Source organism: Pseudomonas sp. ANT_H4 (assembly GCF_008369295.1).
In the GTDB taxonomy this organism is placed as follows: Bacteria; Pseudomonadota; Gammaproteobacteria; order Pseudomonadales; family Pseudomonadaceae; genus Aquipseudomonas.
Genome location: NZ_VOBG01000001.1, coordinates 120,118 through 140,380, shown reverse-complemented (window position 1 = coordinate 140,380; position 20,263 = coordinate 120,118). Strand labels below are relative to the sequence as shown.

Annotated in this window: 18 protein-coding genes; 11 read left to right on the top strand and 7 right to left on the bottom strand. The window is 59.5% G+C overall.

Annotated features, from left to right (window positions below):
* Positions 1-16: 16 nt before the first annotated feature.
* Positions 17-1,012, bottom strand: a complete 996-nt coding sequence (locus FQ182_RS00625; RefSeq protein ID WP_149414441.1) for a metalloregulator ArsR/SmtB family transcription factor — start codon at positions 1,010-1,012, stop codon at positions 17-19.
* A gap of 260 nt (positions 1,013-1,272) precedes the next feature.
* On the opposite strand from FQ182_RS00625, the gene tkt reads away from it, so the two are divergent.
* From tkt to FQ182_RS00590, 7 genes are all read left to right on the top strand, one after another.
* Positions 1,273-3,270, top strand: coding sequence for a transketolase (gene tkt / locus FQ182_RS00620; RefSeq protein ID WP_133102389.1), 1,998 nt, complete (start codon positions 1,273-1,275; stop codon positions 3,268-3,270).
* Between the two features lie 183 nt (positions 3,271-3,453).
* Positions 3,454-4,515, top strand: coding sequence for an erythrose-4-phosphate dehydrogenase (epd, locus tag FQ182_RS00615; RefSeq protein ID WP_149414442.1), 1,062 nt, complete (start codon positions 3,454-3,456; stop codon positions 4,513-4,515).
* A gap of 25 nt (positions 4,516-4,540) precedes the next feature.
* Entirely contained in the window at positions 4,541-5,704 is a 1,164-nt protein-coding gene (locus tag FQ182_RS00610; RefSeq protein WP_149414443.1) for a phosphoglycerate kinase, read from the top strand.
* 31 nt (positions 5,705-5,735) lie between these two features.
* A complete protein-coding gene (locus FQ182_RS00605) occupies positions 5,736-5,957 on the top strand; it encodes a hypothetical protein (RefSeq protein WP_149414444.1) in 222 nt (73 codons plus the stop codon).
* Between the two features lie 60 nt (positions 5,958-6,017).
* On the top strand, positions 6,018-6,353 hold the full coding sequence (locus tag FQ182_RS00600) for an MliC family protein (RefSeq protein ID WP_149414445.1): 336 nt from the start codon (positions 6,018-6,020) through the stop codon (positions 6,351-6,353).
* Positions 6,354-6,478: 125 nt separating this feature from the next.
* Entirely contained in the window at positions 6,479-7,543 is a 1,065-nt protein-coding gene (gene fba, locus FQ182_RS00595; RefSeq protein WP_029297347.1) for a class II fructose-bisphosphate aldolase, read from the top strand.
* A gap of 174 nt (positions 7,544-7,717) precedes the next feature.
* The gene (locus FQ182_RS00590; RefSeq protein ID WP_149414446.1) at positions 7,718-8,401 is read left to right on the top strand and encodes a pentapeptide repeat-containing protein; all 684 of its coding nucleotides are present in this window, start codon (positions 7,718-7,720) and stop codon (positions 8,399-8,401) included.
* 24 nt (positions 8,402-8,425) lie between these two features.
* Here FQ182_RS00590 and alr read toward each other — a convergent pair whose 3' ends face one another.
* Both alr and FQ182_RS00580 read right to left on the bottom strand, forming a co-directional pair.
* A complete protein-coding gene (gene alr, locus FQ182_RS00585; protein ID WP_149414447.1) occupies positions 8,426-9,655 on the bottom strand; it encodes an alanine racemase in 1,230 nt (409 codons plus the stop codon).
* A 130-nt stretch (positions 9,656-9,785) separates the two neighbouring features.
* On the bottom strand, positions 9,786-10,451 hold the full coding sequence (locus FQ182_RS00580) for a polysaccharide lyase family 7 protein (RefSeq protein ID WP_149414448.1): 666 nt from the start codon (positions 10,449-10,451) through the stop codon (positions 9,786-9,788).
* Positions 10,452-10,760: 309 nt separating this feature from the next.
* On the opposite strand from FQ182_RS00580, the gene FQ182_RS00575 reads away from it, so the two are divergent.
* Genes FQ182_RS00575 through FQ182_RS00565 form a run of 3 tightly spaced genes read left to right on the top strand, consistent with a single transcriptional unit; the run spans position 10,761 to position 13,745 of the window.
* Positions 10,761-12,884 (top strand): bifunctional diguanylate cyclase/phosphodiesterase, encoded by a 2,124-nt coding sequence (locus tag FQ182_RS00575; protein ID WP_149414449.1) that lies wholly within the window; start codon positions 10,761-10,763, stop codon positions 12,882-12,884.
* A gap of 43 nt (positions 12,885-12,927) precedes the next feature.
* Positions 12,928-13,428: a M48 family metallopeptidase gene (locus tag FQ182_RS00570; protein ID WP_149414450.1), complete on the top strand. Its 501-nt coding sequence runs from the start codon at positions 12,928-12,930 to the stop codon at positions 13,426-13,428.
* Positions 13,429-13,448: 20 nt separating this feature from the next.
* Entirely contained in the window at positions 13,449-13,745 is a 297-nt protein-coding gene (locus FQ182_RS00565) for a helix-turn-helix domain-containing protein (protein WP_149414451.1), read from the top strand.
* Here the strand turns inward: FQ182_RS00565 and FQ182_RS00560 are convergent.
* Positions 13,742-14,194: a GNAT family N-acetyltransferase gene (locus tag FQ182_RS00560; protein ID WP_149414452.1), complete on the bottom strand. Its 453-nt coding sequence runs from the start codon at positions 14,192-14,194 to the stop codon at positions 13,742-13,744. The two genes, FQ182_RS00565 and FQ182_RS00560, sit on opposite strands and share 4 nt — an antisense overlap.
* 267 nt (positions 14,195-14,461) lie before the next feature.
* Here FQ182_RS00560 and FQ182_RS00555 point away from each other — a divergent pair, with 267 nt between their 5' ends.
* Positions 14,462-15,199: an ABC transporter substrate-binding protein gene (locus tag FQ182_RS00555; RefSeq protein ID WP_149414453.1), complete on the top strand. Its 738-nt coding sequence runs from the start codon at positions 14,462-14,464 to the stop codon at positions 15,197-15,199.
* 4 nt (positions 15,200-15,203) lie between these two features.
* Here FQ182_RS00555 and yccS read toward each other — a convergent pair whose 3' ends face one another.
* From yccS to dbpA, 3 genes are all read right to left on the bottom strand, one after another.
* Positions 15,204-17,387 (bottom strand): YccS family putative transporter, encoded by a 2,184-nt coding sequence (gene yccS / locus FQ182_RS00550; RefSeq protein WP_149414454.1) that lies wholly within the window; start codon positions 17,385-17,387, stop codon positions 15,204-15,206.
* Positions 17,388-17,538: 151 nt separating this feature from the next.
* A complete protein-coding gene (locus FQ182_RS00545; protein WP_149414463.1) occupies positions 17,539-18,717 on the bottom strand; it encodes an NAD(P)/FAD-dependent oxidoreductase in 1,179 nt (392 codons plus the stop codon).
* A 177-nt stretch (positions 18,718-18,894) separates the two neighbouring features.
* Positions 18,895-20,232 (bottom strand): ATP-dependent RNA helicase DbpA, encoded by a 1,338-nt coding sequence (gene dbpA / locus FQ182_RS00540; RefSeq protein WP_256666344.1) that lies wholly within the window; start codon positions 20,230-20,232, stop codon positions 18,895-18,897.
* Positions 20,233-20,263: the final 31 nt, after the last annotated feature.

Genomic DNA, 20,263 nt, shown 5'->3' with positions numbered 1-20,263 from the left:
GATGTTTTCCTGATATTTACCGATGGTGAGTGTCGCCAGATGGCCGCTGAAAATGGCGGACCTGAATCTGGAAACCATTACGTAAGCCTACATAGAGACTTTCCCCGGGAACGAGTCCCGCAGCGGTGGCCCAACGGGCCAGATCGTCCTGTTCAAAGCCCAGCCAGAGATCACCGCAGGCCTCCCTGGCCCAACTCTGGTTGTGGCTGCATAAATCTGTCACTAGCAGGCTGCCGCCGGGTTGCAGCAAACCGGCCATTTGCTTGAGGGCTTCAGCCGGGGCGGCGAAATGGTGCAAGACCATGTTCAACACCACGCAGTCGGCCCGCAGGCTTACATTATTCAAGGCATCGGCCAGTTGCAGACTGACGTTGCTCAAGTTATCGCGTTCACACACCTGGCGCGCCAGTTCAAGCATCGCGGGGCTGTTGTCCAGCGCCGTGACCTGGTGGAAGCGGCGCGCCAGTTCCGGCAGAAAGCCGCCGTCGCCAGGGCCGACTTCGAGCGCCGTGGCCTCATCACTGAAGCTCAGCTTGTCGAGAAGTGCCAGCACGCTTTCGCGGTATTGCGCCAGCCCGGCGATCAAGTCCTGCTGCGCGCGAAACTTCTCCGCCACCCGCGAGAAAAAATCCTGGCTGGCCGCAGCGCGTTGCCCGTGGACCTGGCCGATTCGCGACTGTACGTCAGCCGGCAGCGCCAGGTTATCCACTTCTTCCAGGAGCGCGGCATGCAGCTTGCCACCCAAATGGTCGGTGTGCGGCAGCGCGCGCCGGTAAAAAATCGCATTGCCTTCGCGGCGCGTGGCCACGAGGTCGGCCTGTGCCAGCACCTTCAGATGGTGGCTCATACCGGACTGACCGATGGCGAAGATCTGTGCCAGTTCCAGCACGCCGAATGAGTCGTTGGCCAGCGCGCGCAACACATTCAGGCGCAAGGGATCACCGCCGGCCTTGCACAAGGCCGCCAGCTCATCGCAGTCGTCATGACGAAGGGAAGGCGCGCGTAAGTTCATAGGGCCAGCAGTCTAGTGACGGGGATAAATCCTCGCAAGGCCAATATCAAAAAGTTTTGATATTGGTCGATAAGTGGTGGCTATAAGCAGGCTCTGTAACCTTTAGACGAAGGGGTGAAAGGTTTCTCCAGGCCAATGCAGGCCAATCCACAGGAAAAACCCCCTCAAGTGACTATCTGTCATTGCCCCGAAGGCCGTGGCTGAGGGAAAATGCCGGTCCTTTTTTCCGTTTCTTTTATTCAAGCCCCAGGAGAACAGCGATGCCCAGCCGTCGTGAGCGTGCCAACGCCATTCGTGCCCTCAGCATGGATGCCGTGCAAAAAGCCAACAGCGGCCATCCCGGTGCCCCGATGGGCATGGCGGATATCGCCGAGGTACTTTGGCGTGACTACCTGAAACACAACCCGAGCAACCCGTCGTTCGCCGACCGTGACCGCTTCATCCTGTCCAACGGCCACGGCTCGATGCTGATCTACTCGTTGCTGCACCTGACCGGTTACGATCTGTCCATCGACGACCTGAAAAACTTCCGCCAGATCCACAGCCGCACCCCGGGCCATCCGGAATACGGCTACACCGCTGGCGTTGAAACCACCACCGGGCCCCTGGGCCAAGGCCTGGCTAACGCGGTCGGTTTCGCCCTCGCCGAAAAAGTCCTAGCGGCGCAGTTCAACCGTCCTGGCCACAACGTTGTCGATCACCACACCTATGTGTTCCTGGGTGATGGCTGCATGATGGAAGGCATCTCCCACGAAGTCAGCTCCCTGGCCGGTACCCTGGGCCTGGGCAAACTGATCGCCTTCTACGATGACAACGGCATCTCCATCGACGGCGAAGTCGAAGGCTGGTTCACCGACGACACGCCAAAGCGTTTTGAAGCCTATAACTGGCAGGTGATCCGCAATGTTGATGGCCACGATCCGGAAGAGATCAAGACCGCCATCGACACCGCCCGCAAGAGCGACCAGCCGACGCTGATCTGCTGCAAAACCACCATCGGCTTCGGCTCGCCGAACAAACAAGGCAAGGAAGACTGCCACGGCGCTCCACTGGGTGACGCGGAAATCGCGCTGACCCGCGCTGCGCTGAAGTGGAACCACGGCCCGTTCGAAATCCCGGCTGATATCTATGCCGAGTGGGACGCCAAGGAAACCGGCCGTGCTGCCGAAGCTGAGTGGGACCAGCGTTTTGCTGCCTACTCTGCTCAATTCCCTGAGTTGGCCAGCGAACTGGTGCGTCGCCTGGCCGGTGACCTGCCAGCTGACTTCGCTGAAAAAGCGTCGGCCTACATCGCCGAAGTCGCCGCCAAGGGCGAAACCATTGCCAGCCGCAAAGCCAGCCAAAACGCCCTGAATGCCTTTGGTCCGCTGCTGCCTGAGTTCCTCGGCGGCTCGGCTGACCTGGCCGGTTCCAACCTGACTCTGTGGAAAGGTTGCAAAGGTGTCTCGGCTGAAGACGCCAGCGGCAACTACATGTACTACGGCGTTCGCGAGTTCGGCATGAGCGCCATCATGAACGGCGTTGCCCTGCACGGCGGCCTGGTGCCTTACGGCGCGACCTTCCTGATGTTCATGGAATACGCCCGCAACGCGGTACGCATGGCTTCGCTGATGAAGAAACGTGTGATCTTCGTCTACACCCACGACTCCATCGGTCTGGGCGAAGACGGCCCGACGCACCAGCCGGTCGAGCAAATGACCAGCCTGCGCACCACGCCGAACCTGGACACCTGGCGTCCATCGGATGCGGTCGAATCGGCCGTGGCCTGGAAGCACGCTATCGAGCGCAAGGACGGTCCTTCGGCGCTGATCTTCTCCCGTCAGAACCTGCAGCACCAAACCCGTGATGCGGCGCAGATCGAAGGCATCAGCCGTGGTGGCTACGTGCTCAAGGACTGCATCGGCGAGCCGGAGCTGATCCTGATCTCTACCGGTTCAGAAGTGGGTCTGACGGTTCAAGCCTACGACAAACTGACCGAACAGGGCCGCAACGTGCGCGTGGTTTCGATGCCATGCACCAGCGTCTTTGAAGCCCAGGATGCCGACTACAAACAATCGGTACTGCCGTTGCAGGTCAGCGCCCGTATCGCCATCGAAGCGGCTCACGCCGACTACTGGTACAAGTACGTGGGCCTGGAAGGCCGCGTCATTGGCATGACTACCTACGGTGAGTCGGCGCCAGCGCCAGCGTTGTTCGAAGAGTTCGGCTTCACCCTGGAAAACATCCTGGGTCAGGCTGAAGAGCTGCTGGAAGACTAAAAGCGCGAACGCGGTGGCCGATGGTCACCGCATCCCTTGTAGGAGCGAGCTTGCTCGCGATGGTCGTTAACGATAACGCTGGCTGTCTGGATAAACGCGTTGTCCTCAAGTTCATCGCGAGCAAGCTCGCTCTTACAATGGTTTTGTGTCGCTCATAAGAAGTTGTCCGCCATCGAGAACCCCATGTCCCAACCGCGCCCCTACAAAGTTGCACTCAACGGCTACGGCCGGATTGGTCGTTGCGTCTTGCGTGCTCTGTTCGAGCGAGGGCCGGCTGCCGGGTTTGAAATTGTTGCGATCAACGATCTGGCCGACATGGCCAGCATCGAATACCTGACACGCTTTGACTCCACCCACGGTCGGTTCCCCGGCGAAGTGCGGGTCGACGGCGATTGTCTGCATATTAATGGCGACTGCGTGAAGGTCCTGCGCAGTGCCACCCCCGAGGGCATCGACTGGGCGTCGCTGGGCGTTGACCTGGTGCTGGAATGTTCCGGTGCCTACCACACTCGCACCGATGGCCAGCGTTTCCTCGACGCCGGTGCGCCGCGTGTGCTGTTTTCCCAGCCGATGGCCAGCGAGGCGGATGTCGACGCCACCATCGTCTACGGCGTCAACCAGGATTGCCTGACCGGCGCCGAGTTGCTGGTGTCCAACGCCTCCTGCACCACCAACTGCGGCGTGCCGTTGTTGCGCCTGCTGGATCAGGCCATCGGGCTGGAATACGTGTCGATCACCACTATTCACTCGGCGATGAATGATCAGCCGGTGATCGATGCCTACCATCACGAAGACCTGCGTCGCACGCGTTCGGCGTTCCAGTCAGTGATTCCGGTGTCCACCGGTCTGGCAAGAGGCATCGAACGCCTGCTGCCGGAACTTGCCGGGCGAATCCAGGCCAAAGCAGTTCGGGTGCCGACGGTGAACGTGTCCTGCCTGGACATCACCATGCAAACCGTCAGCGACACCGACGCCGACGAGGTCAACAGGATTCTGCGCGAGGCCTCTACCAGTGGCCCGCTCAAAGGACTTTTGGCCTACACCGAGTTGCCCCACGCCAGTTGTGATTTTAACCATGATCCGCATTCGGCCATCGTTGATGCCAGCCAGACCCGCGTTTCCGGCCCAAGGCTGGTTAACATCCTGGCCTGGTTTGACAACGAATGGGGTTTTGCCAACCGAATGCTGGACGTTGCAGAGCATTACCTGCAAACAGCTTCTCCATTACCTAAACCTGCTCTCTAATTCAGTAACACAGGAACTGCGACCCATGACCGTGTTGAAGATGACCGATCTCGATCTGCAAGGTAAGCGCGTACTGATCCGCGAAGACCTCAACGTCCCAGTCAAGGACGGTGTTGTCACCAGCGATGCGCGAATCCTGGCTTCGCTGCCGACCATCAAGCTGGCCCTGGAAAAAGGCGCGGCCGTAATGGTCTGCTCCCACCTGGGTCGTCCGACCGAAGGTGCGTTCTCTGCCGAAAACAGCCTCAAGCCTGTCGCCGAGTACCTGAGCAAGGCCCTGGGCCGCGACGTGCCGCTGGTGGCTGATTACCTGGGTGGCGTCGACGTCAAGGCCGGCGACATTGTGCTGTTCGAAAACGTGCGTTTTAACAAGGGCGAGAAAAAGAACAGCGACGAACTGGCCCAACAATACGCTGCCCTGTGCGACGTGTTCGTGATGGACGCCTTTGGTACCGCTCACCGCGCCGAGGGTTCTACCCACGGCGTGGCCAAGTTCGCCAAAGTCGCTGCGGCTGGCCCGTTGCTGGCTGCTGAACTGGACGCCTTGGGCAAAGCCCTCGGTGCGCCGGCTCAACCAATGGCCGCCATCGTTGCTGGCTCCAAGGTCTCGACCAAGCTCGACGTGCTCAACAGCCTGAGCCAGATCTGCAACCAGTTGATCGTCGGCGGCGGCATCGCCAACACCTTCCTCGCTGCTGCCGGTCACCCGGTCGGTAAATCGCTGTACGAGCCGGACCTGCTGGACACCGCCCGCGCCATCGCCGCCAAGGTCAGCGTACCGCTGCCAGTGGATGTGGTGGTGGCCAAGGAGTTCTCTGAAAGCGCAGAAGCCACCGTCAAACTGATCGCTGACGTCGCTGCTGACGACATGATCCTGGATATTGGCCCACAAACGGCTGCCAACTTCGCCGAGCTGCTGAAGTCGTCCCGCACTATTTTGTGGAACGGCCCGGTAGGTGTGTTCGAGTTCGATCAGTTCGGTAACGGCACCAAGGTGCTGGCCAAGGCCATTGCTGAAAGCTCGGCGTTCTCCATTGCGGGCGGTGGCGATACCTTGGCGGCCATCGATAAATATGGCGTTACTGACCAGATCTCCTACATTTCTACCGGTGGTGGTGCTTTCCTTGAGTTCGTCGAAGGCAAGGTATTACCAGCTGTCGAAGTGCTGGAAAGCCGGGCCAAGGGCTGAGGCCTGAAGACCTGAGAAAAGGAGTATTCCCATGGTCAAGTCGATAGCGCTGGTAATCGCCGCAGGCTTGTTGGCCGGGTGTAGCAGCGCGCCGCCTGCGGTGCCCGAAACCGGGAAAGCCGTACCGGACAAAGGCTGCTACCAGGCCGACTGGCAAGCTGAAACCCTGCCGGTGATCAGCAAGCGTATCGGGCCGGATGGGCTGGAGAAGTACGATTCCCCGCCCAAAGGTAAGGAACAGGGCTGCCCTTGACGGGTCTGATTCACTAACCGACAGCAGTGGCGGCCTCCGGTCGCCGTTCGAGGATTGGCAATGAAAGGCGTTTTCGCCCTGGCAGCACTGGCCTTATTGGCTGGTTGCGCCAACCTGAACATGTTCAACAAGGCAGAACCGCAACAGGACAAATGGACCACCTGGACCTGCGACAGCCAGGCACAAGTGGTTTGGCGGTTTACCGATCAGGCCCACAGCCAGGTGGATATACGCCTTGGCGGTTCGGACCGGGTTTATCGCCTCAAGCAGGATGTGGCGGCTTCGGGCGTGCTGTACAGCAATGACCAGTTGGCGTTTCACACAAAAGGTGAGGAAGGCCTGGTTTACTGGGTTGCCACCGACGACTTGATCGGCCGCGGCTGCAAAGCGCCGTAAGCCTTAGTGCAATAACGATTCAGCAAATCGGCCTTCAAACCCCCGATCTGCAATAACTTGAATAGCAGCCGCCGCTACGGCAGGCTTGCACGATTAACGACCCTCGACCGGGAGAGAGACTCACAATGGCACTTATCAGCATGCGCCAGATGTTGGACCACGCAGCCGAATTCGGCTATGGCGTTCCAGCCTTCAACGTCAACAACCTTGAGCAGATGCGCGCCATTATGGAAGCCGCTGACAAGACTGACTCTCCAGTGATTGTCCAGGCTTCGGCCGGCGCCCGCAAATATGCCGGTGCCCCGTTCCTGCGTCACCTGATCCTTGCCGCCATCGAAGAGTTCCCGCACATCCCGGTGTGCATGCACCAGGACCACGGTACCAGCCCTGACGTGTGCCAGCGCTCCATTCAACTGGGCTTCAGCTCGGTGATGATGGACGGCTCCCTGGGCGAAGACGGCAAGACTCCGACTGACTACGACTACAACGTCCGTGTCACCCAACAAACTGTGGCCCTGGCTCACGCCTGCGGCGTATCGGTTGAAGGTGAGCTGGGCTGCCTGGGTTCGTTGGAAACCGGCATGGCCGGCGAAGAAGACGGCATCGGCGCTGAAGGCGTGTTGGATCACAGCCAAATGCTGACCGACCCGGAAGAAGCCGCCGACTTCGTCAAGCGCACCCAAGTCGACGCCCTGGCTATCGCCATCGGCACCAGCCACGGCGCCTACAAGTTCACCAAGCCACCGACCGGTGACGTGCTGGCCATCGACCGCATCAAGGAAATCCACAAACGCATCCCCAACACCCACCTGGTGATGCACGGTTCTTCCTCGGTACCGCAAGAGTGGCTGGCGATCATCAACCAGTACGGCGGCGACATCAAAGAAACCTACGGCGTACCGGTTGAAGAAATCGTCGAAGGCATCAAGCACGGCGTGCGCAAGGTCAACATCGACACCGACCTGCGTCTGGCATCCACCGGTGCGATGCGTCGCCTGATGGCGACCAACCCGAGCGAGTTTGATCCGCGTAAATTCTTCGGCGCTACCGTGACCGCAATGCGTGATGTGTGTATCGCGCGTTATGAAGCGTTTGGTACTGCGGGCAATGCTTCGAAGATCAAGCCGGTCTCCCTGGAAGCGATGTACCAGCGGTATTTGAAAGGTGAGTTGAACGCTAAGGTTAACTAAGCCTCAAGCGTTTATAAAAAACCCGCAGTGATGCGGGTTTTTTTTGCCGAGTTATTCATTGAAAGGGCGATCGATTTAACTGCTAAATAGATCCGTCCCCTTAAATATATGTCGATAGGCAGCGTCGGGTTAAACTCGCGCCTCAATTTGGTTCGGCCATTGCCCGGAGGCCCCATGCAGCATACCGATATCGAAGGAGGCACCTTGCAACGCGAGGAGCTGGAAGCCTTGATGGGCGCCCACGGCGGGCCATTGCGCTTGATCGGTGTCGACTTGAGCGGTACCGACTTGTCGCGCTTGGTGCTGGATCATTGGGTGTTTGAGCGCTGTATCCTGGTCCAGACGTGCTTTCTCGGGGCGCGGCTTGAGGGCACGCAGTGGAAAAGTTGCCGGGCAGCCCACGCGGTTTTCGAGGCGGCCAATCTGCTGGAAGCGGTGTTCACCGGGTGCGACCTGAACAACACTCGCTGGCAGCGCAGCAAGCTGTCTCAGGCCAGTTTCTCCAACTGCAAGCTGACCGGTGCCAACTTCACCCATTGCGCCTCCCTGGGTTTGACGTTCACTGAGACGCTGCTCAACAGTGCTTTTTTGTCCGGGCTGTCCTTTGCCCGAACCACCCTCGATACCCTGGATTTCTCCGACAGTGACCTGTCGGACGCAGATTTTCGTAAAGCCGAATTGATCGACTGCAGCCTGGCCCATACCCGTATCAACGGCGCCAATTTCGCCGGTGCCGACCTGCGGGGTGCGGACTTGAGTGGGTTCAGGCTCAGTGATGCCAAACTTTTCAAAGGCGCCGTGATTTCCAAAGCCCAGGCGTCGATGTTGTTATCCGAGTTGGGCTTGTCCGTCGCTTGAGGTAATGGGCGTCCCCTTTAAAGGTTATTTGTCGACTAGGACTTTCGGGTTGGAGTTACCCCAAACCGTATACAAGTCTGCCAACAATGCCCCGTTGATGTCCTCGACTTCCGCTTGGGCAATCTGCGCATTGCCCTGCTTGCCAAACAACACCACCTCATCCCCACTCTTTACGGTCGGCACATCGGTGACATCGACCATCAACGTATTCATCGACACTTTGCCCACCACCGGCACGCGATGGCCATTGATCAGCACGATGCCTTTGTTGGTGAACGCGCGGCGATAGCCATCGGAATAACCCACGGTAATGTTAGCCAGTTTCGAATCCCGCGCCAGGGTGTAGGTGCGGTCATAGCCAACGGTGTTGCCCTTTGGGTAGCTGTTGACCGACGCCACATGGGACTTGAACTGCATCACCCGCTTGTATTCGGTAAACGCCGGTACGGTGTCGCCAAACAGCAGGCCGCCTGGGCGAACCATGTCCAGGCGCGACTCGGGCACTTCCAGGGTGGCGAAGGAGTTGGCGGCGTGCAGGGTGATTTTGCTGCGGTCCAGTTGGGCGACGTTGATCAGCCAGTTGGCCTGTTCGTTGAAGGACTTGAGGCCGGTGCGTACGTCGGCGGCGTCTTCAACGGCGAAGTGGGTCATGATCGCCTTCACTTCAAGGTTCGGCACTTTGGTGATGGCGACGGCATCGCGGCGGCCTTGGGCGGTGGTCATTTCCACGCCGTTGCGGCTCATACCGCTGGAGTTCAGGCCCAGGTGGACCACCAGTGGGCGGCCGTGGTGTTCGGCGATCAGGCTGGCGCGCACCGCGAAATCCAGATTGCCCACCAACTCTTCGACGTTATAGGGCAGTGCCGCTTCCAGCTCGCTCAAGGCGGCTGTGCGTACGCGGATCAGTTGGCCCTTGAAGCCGCTTTCGCGTACCACGCGGGCTTCTTCGTTGCTGGCGATGCCGACGCAGGGCACACCCAGCTTGATCACCGACGGCATCAGCAAACCAATGCCATGGCCGTAGGCATCAGCCTTGAGCACGGCGCAGATTTTCGACTTGTCGGCGAGAGTGGTTTGCAGGGTGCGGATGTTGTGTTCGAAGGCGGCTTTGTTGATTTCGACCCAGGCGTTGCTGTCCTGGATATTGACCTGCGCCACCCCGTCGGTCATCGACAGTGGCGGGGCGGCGAAGGTTGGGTTTTGCAGCAGAACCATGCCCAGTGAGAGGGCGAGCAATGTGCGAGTAAATGGCATTGGCGAGTCTCCATGACTTTCTTGTAGGGGGTATTGCGCGTGTGCGGCGCCATACTCGGATCGTCCTACAAAAAAGTCGAGACCCTGGGTCGCGGTTCTGTCCTAAAGCGTCGTGAGAATGATCAGAGTGTTAGTCGTGATCGATATCCAGCTTGGCAAAGGTCACTTTGCCGCCTTCCTTGCTCTCGCCGCTGTTGTCTTGCACGTAGACCCCGGCCTTGAAGTACAGCGGCTTTTTCCCCCAGGCGGCACCGATGCGTTCGTTCCATTGGCCGTTGGCGGCTTCGACGCTCAACAGGCCTGCGCGGTTCAAGTGGATGACGTAGGTGAAGTTACGCTCCAATGGCACATTCTCGGCGACGATGATCACCCGGCCTTCGCTGTCATCCGGGCGCATGCGGACTTTGGCGACGATGTTGCCGGTCTGGGTTTTTTCCTTGTACTGGTATTCGACTTTTATCAGCGGTTTCTGGCTGTCATAGGCGTGGATCTGGCCGATGACGATCTTGCCGGAAGACGGCACCTGATTGATGGCCAGGGTGGCGCGCAGGTAATTGTCGGCGTCCGGATACATCCAGTTGCGCAGGCGACCGTCGGCGTAGGTTTCCCGCAGTTCACTGCGAGGGTAAATGGCGTTTTCGGTGCGCGTCCCGGTGACCGGGGACCAGAACTGCACGCTGCTGTCTTCGGCCTGGAAGTATTGGTCCTTGAAACCGCTGAGCAGTTTGGGGGTGTCGATGGTGGTGGGCGGGGAGCCAACGGGAATGCTCAGGTTCCAGGTGGACAGATCAATCATTGAGTACGCCTTTAATAGGAGGAAGAAGGCCGTGGCCCGAGGGTTCGCGGATTCTTTATAAGCGCCTGGTAATAGATTGTTAATGATTTTGTGGCGGGTTATTGACGTCAGTAGAATGTCAAAAAGCCATGTTCCCCATAAAGCGGGGGCTGTGGGCACTTACCGTTAGTCGGTTGTATGGCCGTTGGCGCAATGATGGCACTGTCGTCACTTCTGCTTTATTGGATCCAGGGCTAGAGTGAGTCCTCAATGTTTGTCCGGCTTTTTCTCAAAAGTGACCGGAGTGGCTCCTCAAGGAAGAGATGCAACATGGCATGCGCTTCAATCAAGCCCGGCGAAGGCACTTCAGTTCTCTTGGTGGTCGATGACTACCCTGAAAACCTGATCAGCATGCGCGCGCTTTTGCAGCGTGAGGATTGGCAGGTCGTGACTGCCGGCTCGGGTCTTGAAGCCCTTGAGTTGTTGCTGGAGCACGATGTCGACCTGGTACTGCTGGATGTACGGATGCCCGGCATGGACGGCTTTGAAGTCGCCCGACTGATGCGTGGCAGCCAACGCACCCGGATGACACCGATCATTTTCCTAAGCGCCAATGCGCAATCGCCGGCGGCGGTGCTGGAAGGCTATGCCAGCGGCGCGATCGATTACCTGTTCAAACCCTTCGACCCCCATATCCTCAAGCCCAAGGTCCAGGCCCTGCTGGAGCATCAGAGCGGCCGCCGGGCCCTGCAGCGCTTGAGTCATGACCTGGAGTCAGCTCGTGCCTTCAATGCCTCGGTGCTGGACAACGCCGCCGAGGGCATTCTGGTGGTAGGCGAAGACGGTGTGATCAGCTACGCCAACCCGGCAATTTCGCGTCTGCTCAATGCCTCGGTCAATGAGTTGCAGGGCAAGGAATTCCTCAGCTTCCTGCAAAAGCCCCAGGTGCCCGGCTGGTCCGACTCCGAGCTGTACGCCGGCTATCGCCGAGGCGAGACCTGGCGCCTGCACGACGCCATCCTGCGCACCGCCCCTGGTCAGCAACTACCGGTGGCGATGTCTTGCGCACCCTTGCCCGCCGAGCAGAAGGCCATGGTGGTCACGGTGCTGGACATGTCTGAGGTGCGCCATTTGCACCAGCAACTGGAGTTCCAGGCGGTTACTGACCCGCTAACCGGCCTGCTCAATCGGCGCGGGTTCCATCAGGCTGTGGAGACCATCCTGTTGCGCGGTGAGCGCAGCGAGCACTCCCTGGTCTTGCTGTATCTGGACCTGGACGGCTTCAAGCGGGTCAACGATTCCCTGGGGCACGACGCCGGTGACAGGGTGCTGTGCTGGGTCTCGGAGCAATTGAAGGCATGCTTGCGTTCATACGACATTCTCGGACGCATGGGCGGTGATGAGTTCACCGTGCTGCTGGAGCTGGAGTTCCCGGAGCAGGCAGCGAAGATCGCCGAGAAGCTGATTGAGCGGGTGTCGATCTGTCAGCAGGTCGAGGGGCTGGATGTGATGCTCGGCGTCAGTATTGGCATTGCCACGTTTCCTGACTGCGGCTCCGACCTGGACGGCCTGCTGCGCGCGGCGGACATCGCCATGTATGAAGCCAAGCGCGCAGGGCGTCAGCAATACCGCTATTACGATCAGGAAATGAACGGCCGGGCGCGCTCGCGCTTGATGCTCGAAGACAGTGTGCGCACCGCCATCGACAACAAGGAGTTCACCCTGGTGTACCAGCCGCAGGTATCTCTGGGCGATGGTCATTTGCGTGGGGTCGAGGCGCTGTTGCGCTGGCAGCACCCCAGCGTTGGCGACGTACCGCCTGGGTTGTTTCTGCCGTTGCTGGAAGAGGCGCGGCTGATCAGCCAGCTCAGTAACTGGATCTACCAGCAGGTGGCGATCCAGCGAAAGGCCTGGACCCAGGCGTTCAGCGATGAGTTGGTACTAAGCGTGAGCCTGAGCAGCAGCCAGTTCAATATGCCCAACCTCGCCGTTCAACTGCAGCAGGTGCTGGAGCGACATGGGTTGCAAGGGCGGCAGTTGGAGGTGGAAATCAGTGAAGAAAGCTTGATGCACAACGCCGAGGAGTCGGCCAAGCAACTCAGGTTGTTGAGGATGGTCGGGGTACGTATCGCCCTGGATGATTTTGGTTTGGGCGCCTGTTCCCTGGCGCACTTGCGTGATCTTGAGTTCGATACCTTGAAACTCGATCCGCAATTGATTGCCCGCCTACCGGACTCGCCACGGGATGCCGCCATGGCCCGCAGTATTATCGAGCTGTGCCGGCATTTCGATTTGCTGGTGATTGCCGAGGGAGTCGAGACCCAGGAGCAGTGCCAATGGCTCAAAGCCAATGGCTGCCAGTTTATTCAGGGGTCACTGGTGGCTCAACCGCTGACGGCCGAAGAGGTTGCCGACTGGCCGCAACCTTTCGCCTTGCGCGCGGCGCCCCGCTGAATTCGCTACACTGGCGACCTTTCAAATCCCCGTTGTTGACGCCATGACCGCGCTGAAATACCTCCAGGCCTACCCGGCTTCCCTGCAAGACCAAGTACGTCAATTGATCGCCAAGGATCAGTTGAGCGACTACCTGAGCCAGCGTTATCCCGAGCGCCACGGTGTACAGAGCGACAAGGCCTTGTACAGCTATGCGCAGGCCTTGAAGCAGGACCATCTGCGTAACGCGCCGGCCATCGACAAAGTATTGTTCGACAACCGCCTGGACCTGACCCATCGCGCACTGGGCCTGCACACCACTATTTCCCGGGTGCAGGGCGGTAACCTCAAGTCCAAGAAAGAAATCCGCATCGCTTCGTTGTTCAAGGACGCAGCGCCCGAGTTCTTGCGAATGATCGTCGTCCACGAACTGGCACACTTCAAGGAGTCGGACCACAACAAGGCATTTTACAAGCTCTGCGAACATATGCTGCCCGGCTACCATCAGGTGGAGTTTGACCTGCGGGTATACCTGACTTGGCGCGATTTGCAGGTCAAGACCTAACTTCCAAAAGGCTACCGAGCATGGATGTCAGCAAGACCAAAAGCAGCTTCTATCGCCGCCTGTATGTGGCGTATCTGATCGACAGCAAGTTGGCCAGCAGCGTCCCGGCGCTGACCGAGGTGACGGGTATGCCCCGGCGCACGGCCCAGGATACGATTGCGGCGTTGGCGGATCTGGATATCGTCTGTGAGTTTGAACAGGAAGACGGCGCCCGCAATCATGCTGGGCACTATCGGATTCGCAGTTGGGGTGCGATTGATCGGCGGTGGATCGAGGCAAATCTGTCGCCGATCAAGCAAGTGTTGGGATACCCCTAGGCCCGGCGCATCCCGATATGAGGAATATCATCTTCAAGATATTCCTCCCCGACCACCACAAACCCGTACCGCCCGTAATACCCCTGCAAATGCGCCTGGGCCGACAGATAGATCGGTACTTCAGGCCAGTTCTTGTGCGCCTGCCTGAGCGCTTCATCCATCATCTGATGACCAAGACCGGTACCCCGTGCACTCGGTGCGACGATCACGCGGCCTATTATCAGGTCACCGCCGTGGAGGTCCGGGTCCAGCAGGCGCAGGTAGGCTACCAATTGATCGTCGTTCCAGGCCATCAGGTGATGGGTATCACCTTCCAGGTCCTGGCCGTCGAGGTCCTGATAAACGCACTGTTGCTCGACAACGAAGACCTCCACCCGCAGGCGCAAAATTGCGTACAACTGTTCCTTGCCCAGATCATTGTGGTGTTTGCAGACCCAATCGACAGTCATTGTTATATCTCGAATAAGTACCGGCCTGGGATAGTAATCCCGTGGCTGGCAACTGTCTTTATGGGTTGTGCAAACCCCTGAAAAGCCAGCTATATTTCGAGTGGCGTCAAATCGCCATCATTGAGTGCTCCAGCCGCTGACTTCTTTGTGTAATCTGCTGTACAGCGCGAGTGATGAGCTACAGTCAGGGCCTGGGCGTGATGCGGATCACTGCCTGCCAGGCGCCATCCCCCGTAAGCATTTGCTCGCTGCGCAAGGACCTCAAGCATGCCGCGATTGTCTCGTGCCGTTGCTTTGCTCGGATTGCTGTTGCTGGCTCAGACGGCCATCGCAGAACGCTTGCGCCTGGTGGCAGATGCCTGGCCGCCGTTTACCGACGCCACGCTGGTCAATGGCGGATTGGCCACCGACATCGTCAGCACCGCGCTGGCCCGTGCGGGCTATCCCAGTAATTTTGAACAGGTGCCCTGGGCTAGGGCGTTGATGGGCGTAGGTGACGGGCGCTATGACGTGCTGGTCAACGCCTGGTACGACGAAGCGCGTACGCAGTTGGGGCAGTTTTCCGACGAGTATTTGCTTAACAGGGTGCGATTTCTCAAGCGCCGAGACGACCCCATCGAGTTCCAGAACCTGCAGCAACTGCACGACTATCCTGTCGCCGTGGTGCGCGGCTATGCCTATTCGGCGGACTTCGACCGCGACCTGCAATTTCAGAAGGTCCCTGTGCATAACTTCGCCATGGCCGTGCGCATGCTGGCGGCACAACGGGTTCGGCTGACGGTGGAAGATGAGTTTGTCGCCCGCTACTACCTGGCCCGTGAGTCAGCCAGGGTGCGCAATGCGGTGGAGTTTCTGCCCAAGCCGTTGAGTGAAAACAGCCTGCATATCCTGGTCAGCCTGAAAAATCCGCAGCACAAGCAAATCGTTGCCGGGTTTGATCGGGAGATTGCCAGGATGAAGGCCGATGGCAGTTATGCAAAGTTGTTGAAGCAGCACGGGATGTAGCGGTTCACGCGGCGCTGGTGTCCTTGATCAGATGCGTTGCCAACGTCCGCAACGGCCCCAGCTGTCGACAAATCAACGCCAACTGCGTCTGCACCAACCGCTGCCCTTCGTCGATCTCATCGGGCATCTGTTCCAGCTCAACCGCCAGTGCTTCCTCGGTATCGCTCTGAATTGCGATCGGCTGTTTGTTGGCCAGCCCCGTGGCGATCTCGTCGATGCTCGCCGCCAGGGTTTTGCCAGCGCCTTCGATCAAGTGTGCGCGCACCTCGGCCGGTAACTGGGTTTCGCGGTGTGCACCCAGCCCCGACAGGTAGCTGAGCAAGGTGTGAGACAGCACCAGGAAGCGAAAGCCCACGTCGGCTTCCTTACGGAAATGCCCCGGCTCCATCAGCATATTGGCCAGGGTGGTGGACAGTGCCGCATCGGCGTTGTGGGCGTTACGGCGGGCCAGGCGGTAAGCGAGGTCGTCGCTTTTGCCTGCGCCATATTGCTGCATGATTTGCCGCAGGTAGATGCTGTTGCAGGTCAGGGTGTTGGCCAGCACTTTGTTCAGGCGTCGGCCCTGCCAGTCCGGCAGGAACAGGAACACCGCCAACCCGGCAATCAGGCTGCCGAGCAAGGTATCGAACAGTCGCGGCAGGAACAGCCCGTAGCCATCGCCCACCTGGTTGAAGCAGAACAGCACCATCAGGGTGATCGCCGCCGTCGCCAGGGTGTAGCGGGTGGTGCGGTTGATAAAGAACACCAGGCCGGCGGCGATGGCGAACATCGATTGCACCAGTGGGCTTGGGAACAGGTCGAACAGCGCCCAGGCCACGGTCAGGCCGATGGCGGTGCCGATGATTCGCTGGCCGAGCTTGCGCCGGGTGGCGCCGTAGTTCGGCTGGCACACGAACAGGGTGGTGAGGATGATCCAGTAACCTTGGGAAGGGTGGATCAGATGCACCATGAAGTAGCCGATGCTCAGCGCCAGGGACAGGCGCAGGGCGTGGCGGAACAACAAGGACGTCGGTGTCAGTTGGGTACGCAGGCGCGTCCACATTTCCTTGAGGTTGCGTGGCGAGCGGTCCAGCAGGTTGCTGTCTGTGGCATCCGCCAGGCTGTCGGGGTTGCTGGCGTCGCTGAGCAAGCGGTCGAGGGTCGCCAGGTTGGCCGACAGCGCCCGCAGCGAGCGCAGCAGGCCGCGCCAGGCCGGGTTGCTCTGGATACGCAGGTGTTCCAGGGAGGCGTGCAAGTCGCCCAGGGCTTCGGCGAAGCTTGCGTCATAGACGAAGGGCTGGCGCAATTGGATCGACTCGGCGAGAACCTGGCAGGCCTTGCCTTGCTGGCGCAGCAGGCGCTGGCAGCGGAACAGCACGTCACTGTGGAAGAAGGCTTCGGCCAAGGCGTTGTAGGGGTAGTGTGATGAGCTTGCGCGTTCGTGGATGTCTTGTGCCAGGAAGTACAGCTTGAGGTAGCGGCTGACCTTGGACCCCGGTCGGCCATTGCCGACCCGGTGCAGGATGATCTCCTTGGCCGCGTTCAGCGCCGCCACCACCCGACCATTTTGCTGGGCCAGTTCCAGGCGCCGCGCTTCTACATCCAGTTGGCGGATCGGTTCGAACAGGGTCGACTTGAGCTTGAGGTAGTGCCCCAGTTCGCGGAACAACCGCGCCAGGCTCTGTTGCACCGGCTGGTTGGAAAACAGCGCCTGCCACAGCACCGAGAGCACCCCGTACCAAGCGGCACCGGCCACCAGCAGCAAGGGTTCGTGCCAGAAATCGGTGACCGCTCCGCCGCGCTGGTCAACAGCGATCATGGTGTAGACCGACAGAATCAAGGTCGCCGAGGCGATAGCGCCGTAACGTTCCCCCAGCGCACCGAGCATGGTCAGGGCGAAACTGGCCAGGGCCAGGGCGATGGCAAAAAACCACGGGTAGGGGAAGAGTAACTCCACCGACAGCGCCGCAATACTGAAACACACCAGCGTCACCGCCAGCGCATTGAGGCGGCCTTGCCAGCTGTCATCAGTCTCGGCCAGGGCGCTGGCGATAATTCCCAGGAACAGCGGGATCAGCAGCGTCATCTCATCCTGGTACCAGCACAGCGCCATGCTGCCGGTGAGGGCGATGAATACCCGTACGCTGTAGCTGAACTTATCCAGCGCCCAAAGGCGCCGCATGGAATGGTTGAACGAGGTCGATGACATGAAGTCTGGGGTCTTCCGGGACGATGCCGCTAAATTGAGCCAGTAATGACGCCACGGCAAGGGTGGCGATCACATCTGAGGGCAAAATATGTTCCGGCCTTGAAACGCACACCCTCGTTTCACTCGACAGCTCCTACGGTTTTAGAGGATCTCAGGCGTATTGCGCAGCAGCGTAGCCGGATGCCCACGCCCACTGGAAATTGAACCCGCCCAGGTGCCCGGTCACATCCAGCACTTCACCGATGAAGTACAACCCAGGGCTTTTCAGGGACTCCATCGTTTTGGACGACACTTCCCGCGTGTCCACGCCACCCAAGGTCACTTCCGCCGTGCGATAGCCTTCGGTGCCCGCCGGGACCAATTGCCAGCTTGCCAGCTTCGCCGCGATATCCGCCAGTTCGGCGTGGGTGTACTGCTTCATCGGCTTGGAAATAAACCACTGCTCGGCCAACAGGTTGGCCATCTTCTTGGTGAAGATCTCACCCAGCAGGGTTTTCAACTCGCTGTTTGGGCGTTCGGCCTGTTGCTGTTGCAGCCAGGCGTGGGCGTCATGATCAGGTAGCAGGTTGATTTCCACGGCATCGCCGGATTCCCAGTATGAGGAAATCTGCAAAATCGCTGGCCCGCTCAGGCCGCGATGGGTAAACAGGATGTTCTCGCGAAAGCTCTGGTCGTTACAGCTCACCAGGCAATCCACCGAAGTGCCGGACAACTCGCCGCACAACTCCTTGAGCTGATCGGTGATGGTGAATGGCACCAGCCCGGCGCGGGTTGGCAGCAGTTCATGGCCGAACTGTTTGGCTACCTGATAACCGAAGCCGGTGGCGCCCAAGGTAGGGATCGACAGCCCGCCCGTGGCAATCACCAGGGATTCGCAGCGCAACTCGCCCAGGGTGGTTTGCAATTGATACCCGGCGTCGAGTTTTTCGATCTGCTGGATCGAGGTGTCCAGGTGCAGGCTCACGCCCACTTGCTCGCACTCATCGAGCAGCATGCCGAGGATGTCGCTGGATTTATTATCGCAGAACAATTGGCCGAGCTTCTTCTCGTGATACGGCACGCCGTGCTTGGCCACCATGCCAATGAAGTCCCACTGGGTGTAGCGGGCCAGGGCAGACTTGCAGAAGTGCGCGTTGTGGGAGAGGAAGTTGGCAGGTTCTGTGTACAGGTTGGTGAAGTTGCAGCGGCCACCACCGGACATCAGGATTTTTTTGCCGGCCTTGTTCGCATGATCGACCAACATCACTTTGCGCCCACGCCCGGCGGCGGTCAGTGCACACATCAAACCCGCGGCGCCGGCGCCAATGATCACGACTTCGGTAGAGCGCAAAATACAGTCCTCATGCAAATTCTGGTTCACTGCAAATCCTGATATGCAATGCAATGAAATGTGGGAGCTGACCTGCCTGCGATGGCATCAACTCAGTCTGTTAGACCGAGTCGTCTGCATCGCGGGCAAGCCCGGCTCCCACATTGATCTGGTTCCTACAGTGGTTACGCGGCGCTCTTAGAGAATGCGAACGCGCAACGAGCGGCCTTTGATCTTGCCGTCATTCAAACGCTGCAACGCCTGCTTGGCGACCCCGCGCTCCACGGCCACAAACGCCTGGAAATCAAAGATCGCGATCTTGCCCACCTGGGCGCCTGGAATCCCGGCTTCACCGGTCAGGGCGCCGAGGATGTCGCCCGGACGAACCTTGTCCTTGCGACCGGCACCAATGCACAGGGTGCTCATGACCGGCACGAGCGGCGCGCCACCCTGGGACTTGAGGTTACTCAGTTGGTCCCAGTTCAGTGGAGCTTTTTGCAGTTGTTCGATGGCCTGGGCGCGGTGGGCTTCGGACGGTGCTACCAGGCTGATAGCAATGCCTGTCTCACCGGCGCGACCTGTACGGCCTACACGGTGAATGTGAATTTCCGAGTCTCGGGCCAGCTCAACGTTGATCACCATGTCCAGCGCGTCAATGTCCAAGCCACGGGCGGCGACGTCAGTGGCCACCAATACCGAAGTACTGCGGTTGGCGAACATCGCCAGCACTTGGTCACGGTCACGCTGCTCTAGGTCGCCATGCAGGCCGACGGCAGAAATGCCCTTGGACGTCAGGTGGTCGACGGTTTCCTGCACTTGCTGCTTGGTAAAGCAGAAGGCCACGCAAGAGGCCGGACGGAAGTGCGCCAGGACCTTGGTCACTGCTTCCATGCGCTCTTCCGGGGAAATTTCGTAGAAGCGCTGCTCAATCTGCGAATCGGAGTGGAAAGCTTCGGCTTTCACTTGCTGCGGCGCGCGCATGAATTTGGACGCCAGCTGCTTGATGCTCACCGGGTAGGTTGCGGAGAACAGCAGGGTTTGGCGACGGGCCGGGGTCTTGCTGATGATGTCTTCGATGGCATCGTAGAAGCCCATGTCGAGCATGCGGTCGGCTTCATCGAGGATCAGCGTGTTCAACCCGTCGAGTACCAGCGAACCCTTGCGCAGATGCTGCTGGATACGGCCTGGGGTGCCGACGATGATGTGCGCGCCGTGTTCCAGCGAAGCAATCTGTGGTCCCAGGGACACGCCGCCGCACAGGGTCAACACCTTGATGTTGTCTTCGGCGCGGGCCAGGCGGCGGATTTCCTTGGCAACCTGGTCGGCCAGCTCGCGAGTTGGGCACATCACCAGGGCCTGGCAGCCAAAATAACGCGGGTTGATCGGGTTCAAAAGGCCAATGCCGAAAGCCGCGGTCTTGCCGCTGCCGGTCTTGGCTTGGGCGATCAGGTCCAGCCCCTTGAGGATCACCGGCAAGCTTTGCGCCTGGATCGGCGTCATCTCGACATAACCCAGAGAGTCGAGGTTAGCCAGCATGGCGGCGGACAGCGGCAAAGTATTAAAAGCG